12 protein-coding genes are annotated in these 15,354 nt (G+C 45.8%); 3 read left to right on the top strand and 9 right to left on the bottom strand.

Annotated features, from left to right (window positions below; translation table 11 throughout):
* Positions 1 to 342: hypothetical protein (locus tag Q8K48_06365; GenBank protein MDP1852023.1), on the top strand; the 342-nt coding region annotated here is incomplete at its 5' end.
* Positions 343 to 520: 178 nt separating this feature from the next.
* On the opposite strand, the gene Q8K48_06370 is transcribed toward Q8K48_06365, so the two are convergent.
* From Q8K48_06370 to Q8K48_06405, 8 genes are all read right to left on the bottom strand, one after another.
* Entirely contained in the window at positions 521 to 2,263 is a 1,743-nt protein-coding gene (locus Q8K48_06370; GenBank protein ID MDP1852024.1) for a hypothetical protein, read from the bottom strand.
* Positions 2,251 to 4,239 (bottom strand): hypothetical protein, encoded by a 1,989-nt coding sequence (locus Q8K48_06375; GenBank protein ID MDP1852025.1) that lies wholly within the window; start codon positions 4,237 to 4,239, stop codon positions 2,251 to 2,253. Before Q8K48_06375 ends, Q8K48_06370 begins: the two co-directional genes overlap by 13 nt.
* Before the next feature lie 224 nt (positions 4,240 to 4,463).
* Positions 4,464 to 5,606: a S8 family peptidase gene (locus Q8K48_06380; GenBank protein ID MDP1852026.1), complete on the bottom strand. Its 1,143-nt coding sequence runs from the start codon at positions 5,604 to 5,606 to the stop codon at positions 4,464 to 4,466.
* A gap of 43 nt (positions 5,607 to 5,649) precedes the next feature.
* Entirely contained in the window at positions 5,650 to 6,600 is a 951-nt protein-coding gene (gene holA, locus Q8K48_06385; protein MDP1852027.1) for a DNA polymerase III subunit delta, read from the bottom strand.
* A gap of 4 nt (positions 6,601 to 6,604) precedes the next feature.
* On the bottom strand, positions 6,605 to 8,668 hold the full coding sequence (locus Q8K48_06390) for a ComEC/Rec2 family competence protein (GenBank protein MDP1852028.1): 2,064 nt from the start codon (positions 8,666 to 8,668) through the stop codon (positions 6,605 to 6,607).
* A 176-nt stretch (positions 8,669 to 8,844) separates the two neighbouring features.
* Positions 8,845 to 9,453 (bottom strand): ComEA family DNA-binding protein, encoded by a 609-nt coding sequence (locus Q8K48_06395; protein ID MDP1852029.1) that lies wholly within the window; start codon positions 9,451 to 9,453, stop codon positions 8,845 to 8,847.
* A 48-nt stretch (positions 9,454 to 9,501) separates the two neighbouring features.
* Positions 9,502 to 11,991, bottom strand: a complete 2,490-nt coding sequence (gene leuS / locus Q8K48_06400; GenBank protein MDP1852030.1) for a leucine--tRNA ligase — start codon at positions 11,989 to 11,991, stop codon at positions 9,502 to 9,504.
* A 56-nt stretch (positions 11,992 to 12,047) separates the two neighbouring features.
* A complete protein-coding gene (locus Q8K48_06405; GenBank protein MDP1852031.1) occupies positions 12,048 to 12,548 on the bottom strand; it encodes a hypothetical protein in 501 nt (166 codons plus the stop codon).
* Positions 12,549 to 12,707: 159 nt separating this feature from the next.
* Between Q8K48_06405 and Q8K48_06410 the strand changes: the two genes are divergently transcribed.
* Positions 12,708 to 13,220, top strand: a complete 513-nt coding sequence (locus tag Q8K48_06410) for a helix-turn-helix domain-containing protein (protein MDP1852032.1) — start codon at positions 12,708 to 12,710, stop codon at positions 13,218 to 13,220.
* A 525-nt stretch (positions 13,221 to 13,745) separates the two neighbouring features.
* Complete coding sequence (locus tag Q8K48_06415) at positions 13,746 to 14,429, top strand: HAD-IA family hydrolase (GenBank protein MDP1852033.1); 684 nt, start codon at positions 13,746 to 13,748, stop codon at positions 14,427 to 14,429.
* A gap of 193 nt (positions 14,430 to 14,622) precedes the next feature.
* On the opposite strand, the gene Q8K48_06420 is transcribed toward Q8K48_06415, so the two are convergent.
* Positions 14,623 to 15,354: hypothetical protein (locus Q8K48_06420; GenBank protein MDP1852034.1), on the bottom strand; the 732-nt coding region annotated here is incomplete at its 5' end.

A 15,354-nucleotide genomic window follows, 5' to 3' on the forward strand; every position in this document is an offset into this window, starting at 1 on the left:
GTCGGTGGTGGATTAGTCGGTGGTGGATTAGTCGGTGGTGGATTAGTCGGTGGTGGATTAGTCGGTGGTGGATTAGTCGGTGGTGGATTAGTCGGTGGTGGATTAGTCGGTGGTGGATTAGTCGGTGGTGGATTAAGGATCACAACGCCTTTGTTCCAAACCAACTTCTTGCCTGATTTAATGCATGTGAACTTCTTACCGGCATATTTCGCACTTTGGCCACTCTTTTTACAGATTGAACCCGCCTTGACTGCTGCAAATGCGAATTGTGGTGGTGCAACCAAAGAAAAGATTAAGAGTGATGCCGAGAGTTTTAGTGCGCTTTTCACTTTTGCATATTAATTTAGATCAATCCCACGGCGCAAGAGTTTACATTGACTCATTCCTGAGGCTTAAATCTCGCTTTGGATCACTTGCAGCAGATCTTTCTTGCGGGTCGGCGATTGCCAAAAGGGTTGAACTATGCTCTAGGTCGAAGTTACATTGTTCGCCAATGGCAATACGCAAATTTGGTGAAGTTTTAATGGACCCAAATGACTTTAAACTGCTCTGATTCACTGCCATTTATCATCCATCGATATAGGCTTATCCCAGGAGTTGTAACAGTTAACTCCTTCCATGGCGCCGTGAAGCCGACATTGCAATCCCAGATCACACTCGGACCCCAGGGTTTTGAATAGTGACTGCCGGCTCCCAAGCTCCTCCATGCGCCATCTACAAATTCTTCCAACATCACTGAACTAATAGAGCCCCAACAATTCGTTAACGCTCCAATTGTCTGTGTGCCGGTGGGACAGTATGCATAATTGAATCCATCGGCACGCAGTACTGGATTTAGAAAACATCTAGACCAATAATCCTTGCCTGTATAGCCCTTCCAGACTGGTAATTTTAAAATGTCTTGGCCTTGTACAGAGCTACGTACGTAGCGTGCTCGGTTCTTATCAATTGTAATTATCCCATTCCACGGGCAAGTTCCAGGAGTTTCGTTGCCTCTCATCAAATCGCAAGGATCATCCAGTGTGTGTCTTACGCCAAAGTTATGAAATAACTCATGAACCCAGGTTAGGGCGATCCCATTATGAAAATTCCAAGACTTGCCAGTGCAGTTGTGTCGGGTGGAGATGTTCTTTAAAGCCACGATATCAGATATTCCAGGGGTGGCTGCGAAACCACAATACTGACCGCCAAATCCAGGAACATCAATGAAGAAGATGTAGTTCTTCCGATTCAAGCCGGGGCGATCCATAGCTTTAATTTCATCGAGAAGAAGATACGCATCGCTGGATTCTCTTAATGTGCTATCTGCATGTGTTGACAGATATTCTGTTGAGAGTTTCGATTTCAAATATTGAATGTCATAATCTGTCGAGCTTTTATCAATAGGAACCGTTAAACCTATCTGCGCACGCAAATATTTATTGCCTTCATCTAGTATGCCCGCAATGTAGCCATTTGTGTCGTAGGCCTTATCCACTCCATCGGACGGCACAACATAAATCGGTTTAATCTGAAATCCATTAATTAAATCTGGCTGATCAGAATTTGCTCCTGCATTAGAAATCGCCGCTGTCAACGTGACCAAAGTTACCGTATTTGGTGAGTCTGCGCTTAAATGGCTTGCTATCACGCTGCACGTACCCACTTTCACTAACGTCAAGACTGTGTTCTGAGCAGTACAAAAATCAGGAGTTCCGGTGCTGAACGTAATCGGCAAACCCGAACTGCTGGAGGCAACAAGCTTGTAAGTGCTTTGACTTAGGAGCAATGCCTCTGGCAACTGAAAATCGATGGCAGCAACTCCAAAAGAAATAAATTCCATCGAAACTGCTCTTGCTCGTTGATAGTAGGAATTTCCACCCTGAGTTAGAGAGATTCTACAAAGGCCCGATTTACCCGATAATAGAATTTTCTTAGCGCTTGCTGAGCAAATATCTAGTGTCGTCGAAGTTGCCGTAACCGCCAATTTTGAGGTTGCTGCAAATTGGAAATCAACAAAGACGTCTTGAGTTGACGTTTGCTTGGGTGCCGAAAATGAAATCTTCTGAGTTTTCTTAGCTGTCTGCCAGAAGATCTTCCCGTTGAGTTTGGTACAAATGAATGAACCACTTTTTAGTCCTGCCTTTGCGCAAGCCTGTCCTTGCTGTGCGGCCAGGGCATAATTGTCAAATAATGAACTCCCAAGACTGTTCATCCCTACTATGAGCAAGAAAATCACCAAAACTCGGCGCACTTTTGTTCGGAAAGTTGTTAACGTACCCATATCACCTTGAATTGCTCAGATTCAACTCCATTTCGCATCCAACGGTACAAAGATATCCCAGGGCTTGTAACTGTTAACTGCTTCCATGGGGCCGAAAACCCTGCAGTGCACTTCCAGCTCACATTCGGCCCCCAGGGATCTGAGTAATGGCTACCAGCGCCCAAACTCCTCCAACTCCCATCAACGAACTCTTCTAGCGTCACAGAGTTAAAGCTGTCCCAACAATAGGTTAATGCTCCGATGGTCTGTGTCCCAGTTGGGCAATATGCATATTTGAATCCATCGGCACGTGACACTGGGTTTAGGAAACATCTGCTCCAATAATCCTTGTTCGTGTACCCCTCCCACACCGGAAGTTTTAATATGTCTTGGCCTTGGTTAGAGCTTCCTATATAACGGATATGTTCCTTGTCTAAAGTTAACGAAGAGCCTGCAGGGCATGTAGTTAGTGTTTCAGGGTATCCCCGCATAAAATCACATGGATTATCAGAAGTGTGACTTACACCAAGATTGTGAATCAACTCATGGAGCCAAGTGGCGGCGGCATATTCATCAAAATTGTGAGCCTTGCCTGTACATGTTGTCCCATTTACAGTGCCTCTCCCTACTGCAACGACCGCCGATATTCCAGGTCTACCTGCATAACCGCAAGCTATGCCATCTCGCAATGAGTCGATTTCGATGAAAAATAGAAAATCTTTTCGGTTAATTCCGGGGGATTCTAGAGCTAAACTTTCTGTCAGAAGATCGTTGGTTAAATTATCCGCCTTAAGGATATATGCCGTAGAAAATTTGGATTTCATAAATTGAATATCGTATCCAGCTGTGTTTTTATCAATTGGAACTTGCAAGCCCAACTGAGTGTGTACATATTTGTTACCTTCATCAAGAATTCTAGCGATATAGCCATTGGTATCATACGAATTATCTACCCCATCACTGGGCACAACATATATTGCTTTGACTTGAAAACCTGCAACAGTGTCTGGTTGATCACTCATTGTCCGAGCTCCGGAAATACTAATGTTGGCCTCTACCGACTGTGCAGGAAGATACAAATCTGATCCGCTCTGAGCTGCAACAACTCTGCAAGAACCTACCTTAATAAGAGTCAAAGTCGATTCAGAGACACTGCACGTATCGAGGGTCAAAGAGCTGTATTTGAGTGCAAGGCCTGATGTAGAAATACCAGATAATAAATATGTCCTGGCTGAAAGCAGTAGCGAGGAAAGAGGTGTAAATGTAATCAGATTTCTTCCTTGGATGGCAATACTTGCCTCCACTGTTGGCGCAGAATCGAAAAACTCTGATTCCCCTTGCGTAGCTAATATTTTGCAGTAACCAACTTTTATAAGGGAAACAGAGATCTCGGAGATTGTACAAACCTCAGGGGTTAATGTCTCGAAAGTAACGGGAAGACCCGAAGTTGACACTCCTGAAAGTAAGTATGTGGAACTATCAAGTGGCAGAGTTCTTGGAGGGGAAAAAGTAATTTCATTGTTTCCATAAATAAGAATCTTGATTTCAACGGGCGGTGCTGGTAGGTATTTCGCATTTCCTAACTGAATCAATTTAATAGTGCAATATCCAATTAATTTTACTTGCACAACTTTGTCTTTTAGCGAACAAATATTTGGATCCAAGACGATTGCACTAACGGAAAGCTTTGACGTTGTCGTGTAGTCAATTGTCATAGTTAAAGCGTCCAATTTGATTTTGGATAGGTAGGTAGCAGAAATACTCTGATTCCTTTTTACAAGTTGCCAGATGAGTTTGCCCTTGACTTTAGTGCAAACAAACGAGCCGGTCTTTAATCCTACTTTGGCACAACTTTGTCCAACTTTAACCGCATGAGCTTTCTCAATAAAAAACGTTGACCCTTGCCCACTAAAGACAAATGTAAGTAATAAAGTTAGTGAAATTTTCTCAATAGTTTTCCGATTGAAAGGAGAATATTTCGGCGCCCTGATAGGCATAGGTCCAGAGTAGAACAGAGTTGGAGAAAATTCTATTAAGTGTCTTGATTCATTCTTAAATCGTGCTTGGGATCACTTGGAGCACAACATGATTTACTCTTAACTCGACCAGTTATCATTCCTAAGGCAAGCACAATTGAAAAGATGAAGACTAGCGTCCCAAAGAAGTATCTCAATCTCTTACTCCCCTCAAAAGTAAATTGTTAGTGCAGTTCGAATTGGCTTCATCCACCCAATGGATCAGAGTAAAGCAGAAGATTAGGGGAGCCTGTTCCGGCAGAAGTAACAACGCCGCTGGTTGCTGAAGATGTGAGCGCAGCAGCAACTTGGATTGGTGTTAACGACGGCGTTCTCGATAGCAAAACTGCCGCAACCCCTGCCACATGTGGCGATGCCATTGAGGTTCCCGAAATCGTATTTGTCGCTGTATCGGCGGTTTTCCAAGCAGAAGTAATCGCCGACCCTGGAGCAAAGAGGTCTAGACATACACCGAAGTTTGAATATGACGCCCGGCCATCTGTACTGACTGTCGCACCAACCGTAACTGCTTGCGGAACACGCGCCGGTGATGAGGCACAAGCATCTGCATTTGAGTTACCCGCCGCAACAACAACGCTCACGCCATCGTTGACCACACCCAAAACTGCTGCATCCAGAGTTGCACTTGCTCCACCACCAAGACTCATATTAACCACGGCCGGCCCAGTAGTGTGATCTTGCGCCACCCAATCAAGTCCGGCTATGACACCAGAAGTAGTCCCTGATCCACGACAATTCAGGACGCGTACGGGAACAATCGTCGCTGTCTTAGCCACGCCATAAGTGGTGCCGGCAACAGTCCCGGCGACATGCGTGCCATGGCCATTGCAATCATCGGTTCCACGTTTATCCCTAAAGGCACTAAAACCAGTAGCCATGCGACCAATGAATTCGGTGTGAGTTGCACGCACCCCTGTATCAACAATGTAGGCCCGAACACCTGTACCGGTTGCCGAATAAATGAAATCGCTGGAGAGAGGAAGTGCCCGTTGATCAATTCGATCTAGCCCCCATGTCGCTCCCGATTGAGTTTCAAACGTGGTGACCTCTATATCGCGTTCAATGGATAAAACCTTTGGGTTTCGCGCCAGACCAGCAGCAGCTTGTGCAGGAAGGTTGATTGCAAAGCCTGAGAATACGTTGGTGTATTCGTGTTCAATGCGCCATCCGGCTCTACTGAATTCACTTGCCACAGCGACACGATCAGTACCTGGATTAAGTATGACGATGTAGGTGTCAAACTCTGGAGCGGCAAATGATTGATTTGCGTTCAGAGGTAATAGGGCGATCGAAAGTGTGAATAAAGTAAATCCAAAAAGTTTACGCATAGATTAAATATACTCCTCCGCCTTTTGTTTTCATAGGATTTTCCTAGAGTGCGCGCTGTGAAGAAACGATACGAGCTACCGCCTTCTCTAGGGAATATATCGGATCACTCGCTGCACCTTTGACCTCGGCATCGGCAGTTGCAATCAGACCTACCGCATCGGCGATGGCCCCCGGCGACCAGCGGTGGAGCTGGCGACGCGCCTTATCAATCTGCCACGGCGCCATGCCTAATTGGCCGGCTAGTTCGAAGGATTTTACTCCGCGATGTGCACCCGAAACCTTTGCCAAAGAGCGAAGGGCCGATGCGATAGCACTTGTAATCATGACTGGATCCGTACCTGTTTCAAGTGCACTTCGGAGGGCGATGAGTGCACCAGATAAATTTCCATCCAACGTTGCATCTGCTACATCGAAGCCACTTGTTTCAATGCGACCTTGGTGAAACTTATCGATGATAAGTTCATCAATTACTCCGGGCGGTGCATCGGCAGCGATTTGAGATACCGCTGCCCGAAGTTCGCGCAAATCACTTCCGAGTGCACCAACTAGGGCAGTAACGGCACCAGGTGATGCTTTGCGACCTATATCTAGAAAGAGCTCTTTAACAAAACCCTCCCTCTCAGACTCTTTCTTTAATGGTTCACATAAAATAATTTCGGGTTTGACTTTTTTAATTGCATCCAGAAGCGCTTTGCCCTTGACTCCACCTTTGTGAACAAAGACAACGGTTATTGTCTCATCCGGATCAGAGAGATATCGTGTTATCTCTTCGCGATTTTCCTCGGGCAGATCTTGTAAATCTCGAAGAATTAATGCACGGCATTCAGAAAATAAAGATGGAGCGAGAGCATCGGCAATGTCACCACCGATAGTTTCCCCTGCAAAAAGAGTTGTAATCTCGCAATTTCTCTCTTTTAATTCGACGGTTAATTTATTTATTGCTCGGTCTGAAAGCGCGCCTTCAGACCCAAGGAGTAGATAGACGGCATTCATTTCGCTACTCCAATCGAAAGAGATTAAATCGGCCCTTACTTGTTCGAATTGTAAACTGGTGTGCCTTTGCTTGAATACTGATGGATCCATTGATGTCAGTGCGCAGAACCTCTGCCCCAAGTCTAGTCAAGGTCTGCACCGTCTGCGGGGCAGGATGGCCGTAGCGATTTTTAGCTCCAACACTAATGACGGCAATCTCTGGTTTTAAGGTGCGCATTAAAGCGGCTTCCTGGTATCTCGAACCATGGTGAGACACCTTATAAATATCAATTTTTGACACACTGCTTATCAGCTCTTGTTGGGCAGGTGGCTCTAAATCTCCCGCGGAAAAAAGTGAGAAATCTGTAGATGTAATGATAACGGCGATGCTGGAGTTATTCACCGCTGAACCCTCGCCGGGTATTGATGCAAAAACATGTTCACCAACTGCCGGCCACATGACATTAATTCTGAAATGTGCTATTTGCGCCGAGTATCCACGTTGTGGGCGCATTATCACAATCTCTTTCATAAGTGCGGCAACATGTTCGCTCTCCATTAACGGTTCGGCATTTGTACTAACCCAGAGCTGCGAAACTCTGCGATTTTTAATGGCTCCGCTTAATCCTCCGACGTGATCGTCGTGAAAATGCGAAAGAATCATGAGTGGAATTTCTTCAATACCTAGCGCCTTTAAACAACGATCCACCAAAACTGGATCTGGACCAACGTCAATGACAATTGCCCGATGATTTCCGAGATTTACAACCATGGAATCACCCTGACCAATATCGCAGTTTGCAATCTGCCAATCCCCGGCCGGCCAACGTTGCAGCCAAGTGAGTGTAAGAATCAATATAAGGGCGCTAATTGAAATAGCTTTTATGTATTTCTTAAAAAGCCAGACTGTTATCGAAAATGAGGCAACGATAAGGAAGCCGATGCTTCCGGTGCGCAGAGTGAGTACTGGAAATTGCGCCGCCCATGTTGCAACGGCTGCAATAAAACCTGCTGGGAATTTTATTAACCAAATCAAAGCCATACTTAAGATGGGAGCAACCGGTGAAAGTAGTGCTGCAATAAACCCCAGAATAGTAATTGGTCCAACTGCAGGGGCTGCCAATAGATTTGCGACAATACTAATTGGCGAGAGATACCCAGATAGCGCCACTAATATTGGTGAACAAAAAACAATCGCAGCAATAGGAGGCGCTAACGCTTGGGCAAGTTTGCCTGGCAAAAAACGCGCAAATCTTTCAGCTACTTTAGGTGCAAATAATAGAAGGCCGCCAGTAGCAAAGACAGAGAGTGCAAAGCCGGCATCGCGCGCCTGCCAGGGATCTGCAACAACGACTGCGCCAATAGCAAAACCTAGCGCGGGTAGAGAATCTCGGCCGCGATTAGTGCCCACGGCGATCAATAGGACGGCCGCCATCGCCGCAGCACGAAGAACCGATGGCGATGGTCGCACAAGGGCAATAAAACAGATCAAAGCGATCGCCGTTGCAATCAACCGAAACTTCATTCGGGTAAATAAAAACTGCATGCACCACAATACGAAGGCGGAAACTATTGCAAAGTTGGCCCCACTCACTGCTACTAAGTGCGCTAATCCGGAGCGCCTCATTGCCGACTTGAACTCAAGGCTTTGTTTTGAAGTATCGCCTAAGACCATTCCGGGAATCAGAGCTCCAGCATTACCCTCCCCCGTTAAGTTGCGAAGACCTAATCGAATTGAAGCTAGGGATTTGGCCCACTGAGATGCACCCGTAATTACTGTGACATCCTCATCGATTAAAACCAGTGCGGCAACTCGTCCCTCTTTGCTATCGACTATTCGTGCCTTTGCGCTAAAACTTTGGCCTGGTAATAGTTCGAGCACGCTCGGTCTTGGTGTAATAACACGAATCGGGGTTCGCATCTCAAATGATCCATGACTGCTTTTGACATAGATCGCACGTGCAATGAAAGTGTAGTTTCCAGATGCGCTCTGATTAGGATCTGTGACAACTTGAGCGATAATTTCACTCGATTGCCCATAGAGTTTTACAATTTGTGAATTTTGGATAGATGCCTCGCGAAGAGACATCACAGTCGAGCCAACTAGGAGCGCCGTAATCAATACTGTGAAGCGAAGATTTCGACTAATAACTGAGAGCAACGCAAGAAAGATGGCGGCAAAAGTAATTCGCCAAGGGGCAAGTGCACTCTGCAGAAGCGCTCCAAGCCAAAGCGCTGCCCCTACTGCAACGGCGCGATAATCGGTTAAACGCGAACTTTGCTTTTTATCGCCGCGAATTTTGCTACACCAATTCCGCTGACCTTTTGAAGATCCACAATAGTTGCAAAGGGGCCATTAGATTTTCGGTATTCAATAATGCGCCTAGCAATTACTGGTCCTATACCATCGAGTGAATCTAACTGAGTCGCAGTTGCGCGATTAATATTGATAGGACCGCTTCGTACCACTTTACTTACCCGTACGCCAGCGCTATTTCTTACTGTTGCATCAACATATATCTGCTCGCCATCGGATAAAACGCGAGCCAAATTTATAGTGCTCAAATCAGCGCCAGGGGCCGAATTTCCTGCCGCTTTAATCGCATCGATGACACGTGAGTTTGCCGCTAGTGTGTAAACACCAGGTTTATTAACTGCGCCGGTCACGTCAATAAATATTTCGGGTGCTGCGATCTGTACAGCAATTATCGGAGGCGCCACAACTTCGTGAGTATTTCCCCGTACAACAAGAAGAGATGAAAAAATGATAATTAGTGTGCCTAAAATTAAGAGCGCACGTTTTTGAATGTGTGAGTAGTGGAGTTCGTACCACCAGTTTTTGATACTTTCATAGGTTTGATTGAGTTGGTCCATGCAGGCGATTTAAGCCTGCCCACAGCACCTATTAGTGGTACTTTTGGTCTAACTGTTGATAACGATGTTTACGATTTTTGGGGCGCGTGTGATGATCTTTGAAATTATTTCTCCCCTGAGCGCCTCAACTACGGCTGGCAAGGCTAAAGCACTAGCCTCAAGCTCGGCATCACTAATCGTGGGCAGTACATCGAGGCGATCTTTGATCTTGCCATTGATCTGGACAACTGCGGTCACCGCATCTGCCACTAAAAGTTTCTCATCAACTATTGGCCAGCCGGCAAGTGCGACCGAAGGTTTGTGACCTAAGCGCTCCCACATCTCTTCGGCGGTAAAAGGAGCAACGAGTGAGAGCATGATGGCCACGGCTTCGACTGCTTCACGAACCGCTGGATCTGCTGGACCACACCCCGAATCAATCGCCTTGCGTGTTGCATTCACTAGCTCCATAACGCGTGCGATAGCGACATTGAAGCGTAAAGATTCAATCGCAAAATCGGCATCGTTGAGTGATTTGTGTGTAATTCTCCGCAGCCCAATGTCACCATTAGTGAAATCCACACCCGGCGCACTTGTTACATCTCCAGATAAGCGCCACGCACGCGATAAGAATTTAACCGAGCCAGATGGAGAAACATCTGACCAATCGACATCATCTTCAGGTGGACCAGCAAAGACCATTGACAAGCGAATCGCATCTACGCCATGGTTTTCGAGTTCATCTGATAAGCGCACTAAGTTGCCACGACTCTTAGACATCGCCGAGCCATCCATAACCACCATGCCTTGATTTAATAAGCGTGTGAAAGGCTCATTGAAATCGAGCATATTTAAATCATTTAAAACCTTAGTTAAAAAGCGGCTATAGAGCAGGTGCAAAATTGCATGTGTAACGCCGCCGACATAGTGATCTACCGGAAGCCAAGTCTGAATATCTTTCTTAGAGAATGCTTCATCGTGATTGGTGGATGATGGATAGCGCAAGTAGTACCACGATGAATCTACGAAAGTATCCATCGTGTCGGTATCGCGCTTAGCATCCCCGCCGCACTTAGGGCACTTAACATTTACCCAATCCGTTGCAGCGCCAAGTGGCGAAGTACCTTTGGGTTTTAAATCTAAGCCTTCGGCATCTGGCAAAGTAAGTGGCAATTGATCTGCAGGAACTGGTACTTCACCACAGTGTGGGCAATGGATAATTGGAATCGGTGTGCCCCAATAACGTTGGCGCGACACAAGCCAATCGCGCAAACGGTAGTTACGTCCAGCTTTTCCAAGGCCATCTCTTTCAAGCTGAGCATTAATTGCCGCAATTGCATCGGACTTATTCATACCATTCAGAGTGCCAGAGTTAATTAATATGCCATCTCCGCCGGTTGCAACACCAGATATGTTCGGATCTTCTTCACCGGTATCAACAACAACTGTCACTGGAAGTTTCATTGCGCGTGCAAAATCTAAATCTCGTTGATCATGTGCCGGAACGGCCATGATTGCGCCAGTGCCATAATCGGCCAAAACATAATCGCTAGCCCAGATTGGAAGTTTTTCGCCGTTGACTGGATTAATCGCGTAGCGATGTAAGAAAACACCGCTCTTTGGGCGATCTGTTGAAAGACGATCGATGTCGCTGTCGGCCTTAATCGTTTCTAGGTAAGCTGCAAATTCACCTTCAACACCCGAACCAACTGCGAGCTCTGCAGCGAGTTCGCTATCGGCGGCAACGACCATAAAAGTTGCACCGAACAAAGTATCGGGACGGGTTGTGTAAACCGTCACTGGATCAGCGCGGTTTTCAATAACAAAAGAGACATTGGCACCAGTAGATCGACCGATCCAATTGCGTTGCATCATCAAAACTTTTTCAGGCCACTTACCTTCAAGTTGAGCCATGTCATCAAGCAATCGATCGGCGTAATCAGTAATCTTGAAATACCACTGATTTAATTTCTTTTTTGTAACTGCCGTATCGCATCGCTCGCATAAACCAGCCACAACCTGCTCATTAGCTAAAACAGTCTGACAACTAGGACACCAATTAACGGCTGAATCTTTTCGATATGCAAGTCCGCGCTCATATAAGAGTAAAAAGAGCCACTGGTTCCATTTATAAAACTCGGGATCACACGTATTAAATACTCGATCCCAATCAAATGAGCATGCATAACGGCGCATCGAAGCTTTCTGCACCGCGATATTTTCATAAGTCCAAATCCTTGGATTTTCGTTGCGCTTAATCGCAGCATTTTCTGCCGGAAGTCCGAATGCATCCCATCCAATTGGGTGCATGACATTGAATCCTTTTTGAATCCAATAGCGCGCAATTACATCTCCGAGTGCATATGCCTCGGCATGACCCATATGTAAATCACCCGAAGGGTATGGAAACATGTCCAAGATATATTTCTTGGGGCGGGCATCATCGGCGCGGCCAGATTTAAAGGGTTCTAACTGATCCCAAATCGGCAGCCACTTTTCCTGCACGTAGGCAAAGTCATAGGCCTCGTGTGCACTCTCGCGGTTCTGCTCAGATGACATGTGCACAGGTTACAGGGGAAAGAGGTATCGCTTTCAGAGGTTTATCCGACTTTGCTCTACTGGACACTTATTTTTTCGAGTTTCTCCAAGCTAGCGGCCATAGATTCAATTAAGGAATTATTTCCATTAATCCACGATCCGCCATCACGTAGGAGATCATTGGAGACGGCGCTGTAATCAAAGATTTCAGTGACGACTGTGACGTACCTGCTTTCAGGAGTCAAAACGTATCCCCAGCGATAGCCCGCGGAAATACCGACTTTGGATGGATCATTTCCCTCCGCCCGAGAGATGTCTCCAGGGGCAGGCTCCCAAAAAATGCGTCGATCTGGCACGAATTCGACGACGTGGTTGATTATTAGGTAGTCATCTCCGAGCCGTTGCATTCTAATCGTGAAACTATCGCCCACTTTTGTGATTGAACCTTCGTGATCCGTGCCACGAAGCATGCCTGAACCGTCGAAATCCTTATGCCGGCTTGGGTTTGCCAGAATTTTAAAAATGAACTGGGACGGTGCTTCGATTCTCCGTGAAATTTCGAGTCTCTTATTTTTCACTTTTATGATTTACACCTCTCTTTTATATCAAGGAATACCTTACATAGATGAAGACACGAACATAAATAGGGATCGCAACGACGAACTGAGCCCAGGATATGAATCCACAAGAAAGAGGCCCATATTGTATATATACCTGTACAGGTATATTCTTTTGTTATGAACCATAAGCGCAGTTCGACTTTAATCGCACAGGCACGACAAGAAACAGGCCTGACTCAATCTGAATTTGCTTCCCGAGCGGGGACATCGCAACCTGCCATCGCCCGCTACGAAGCAGGTTTGGCAAGTCCATCGATTGATACATTGATGCGAATACTTAAAGCCGGTGGGCTTGAACTCGAACTTCGGGTCAAGAAAACTGCCGCAGCAAATCTATCTTCAATTCGGGCAAAGAAGATTAGAGAGAACCGCGGTGAGATCAATCGCCTTATGAAGAAAGCCGGAGCAAGTCACGTGCGCATATTTGGTTCCGTTGTGCGTGGTGAAGATACAAAATCTAGTGATATTGATTTTCTCGTTGAATTCGATACATCCAATGGCATTGTCCCGATAATGAAATTGAAAACAGCATTGAGTTCATTACTGCACGAGAGTGTCGATGTGGCCCCAGTTTCACTTCTTAAGAAGTCTGTTCTCGAAAACGCTTTAAAAGAAGCTATTCCTCTGTGATCCATCGCCACCACGAATTTCGCATTGAAGATGTTCGTCTGGCGTGTCTAGCCGAGCAATTAAGGTAATGGACTCTTAATTCTTCTTAGTTCGCTATCTACAGCAGTAACTGGAGCAATACATAAAAAAGTGGCCCTTTCCACTGCTGACGCAAACAAATGGTCAACACTGCTCGAAAAGCGTCACCGAATCTCAAAATCAGGGGCCACACCCGTCGATTATGAACGAACTGGCCCAATACGGCAACGCCAACGATGCCTCACCGACACTCAGGCACTTATGTTGGGAAATCGCTTTAGCGAAGGGGTCACGGGGTATGAGCTTGCCAGGGAGTTCAGCATTTCTCGAAACACTGTTTCCGAACGACTTAAGAAGGCGGAAATCGAGTTGGTAAATCACCCGGAACAGTGCATCGCCAATTACGTATCCGTGGTGTTCAAATGAGGGACTCTCACGGAAGATAGCCCTACCTCATCGCATAAGATTTGATTCATCGTAATGTGACGATCACTCCTTTATAATTCGATGGATTTGTCACATTCGATAGAGCAGACACCATGCGAGCTAACCTTCGATCTTGATGGGACACTCACTGATCCGGCGCTCGGATTTGTCCGTTCCGTAAACTTTTCACTTGAATCACATGGGATAAGTCCGGTTGAAGAGGACGACCTAAAGAAGTTTATTGGCCCACCGTTAGATGGCGCCTTCCGAGAGATTCTGCATTTAGACCAAGATAAGGACTTCAGTAGTTTTGTTAGCAAATATCGTGAGCGGTATTCAGAGGTGGGGTTCTCAGAGAATATTTTGTACGACGGAATTCCGGATGTCCTGGTAACACTGCGAAGACTTGGTTTCAGAATGGGAGTTTGCACCTCCAAGCGAGTGGACTTTGCTGAAAGGATCCTCACTCTCTTCGATATTCGTCAATACTTTGAATTTGTTAATGGAGCGGAAGTAGGCATCAAGAAAAGTAGCCAGTTGAAAGAGCTTACGAATCAAAATTTTGTTAATTCGCGTTCGATAATGATTGGTGACCGGCACGTTGATATTGAAGCAGCTAAAGCGAATTCAATGAGATCAGTCGGCGTTCTTTACGGATATGGCTCGAAACAAGAAATCGAAAATACGTATCCTGAATGGATTGCGATAGAGCCAAAAGCTCTCTTGAACATTTTCGTGGATCTTTCAGTTATGGATGCAAAATAATCTTGTCAGCTAGGTTTTAAAACCAGACTCTTGGTGGGCTGTTTGAATCAGGACGGTCACTTGCTGAAGTTGATGATCGCGTTGGTAGGTCAATTCAAGGATGCCTTCGGCATCACAGCCACCTTCCTGAAACCTTTATCGGATCCCAGATTGCAAGCGCTCGAAGTCAGTTGGGCAGCTCCTTACAGCAGCATTAGGTGATTTTGTTGGTATATCTCCACAATGCGACGAAACTAAATAGAACGACGAGGGAAACCATAATCATCGGAGCAAGAGTGGAACCTACCCCCTGTATGGTCATCATAATCATGGCTGCGACGATACTAAGACCCATCAAGACGGAGAAAGTTAGCCAAGGGGCAAGAAAGAATAGACCTCTCACTTTGCCTTTCAGTGCAAAATAACCTGTAATTATGAATCCAGGCAGCACTATTGCTAAGTCAATAACATGAATTGGATTAACCCATAGACCCGCGTCTTGCAAACTTTGTGGGACCTTACCCGTTAGCAAAGCTGGAATAATTTCGCTTAGCCATAGCATTCCAAATAAAATACCAATCCCTATGATTACATACGATGCAAATCGTAAGGCGGGTAAATCCCTACATTCAATAACCTGTCTTTTCATATCGCTAATAGTCAGAATTACTGCATAAGAACAGAGACCAAGAACGGCCACGTAAACTAAAAATAGAGCGTTAAAGTGAACTGCCATTGCGTACACTACATATGCATAAATCAAGTACCAAAGGGTGCCTAGCCACAAAAACCCCGCCTTGAATGACCCTTTTCTAAACAGGTATCCACTAACAATAAGCACCACAATCGCTAACAAATTGCCTATATCCTGCCCCTTAGCCTGTGTTGCCCAATTCTCGGTTTCTTTACCGTAAATGCTTGGATCAAATAAACCAAAAAGGCTAGC

Origin of the sequence: Candidatus Planktophila sp. (assembly GCA_030681675.1) — a bacterium.
In the GTDB taxonomy this organism is placed as follows: Bacteria; Actinomycetota; Actinomycetes; order Nanopelagicales; family Nanopelagicaceae; genus Planktophila.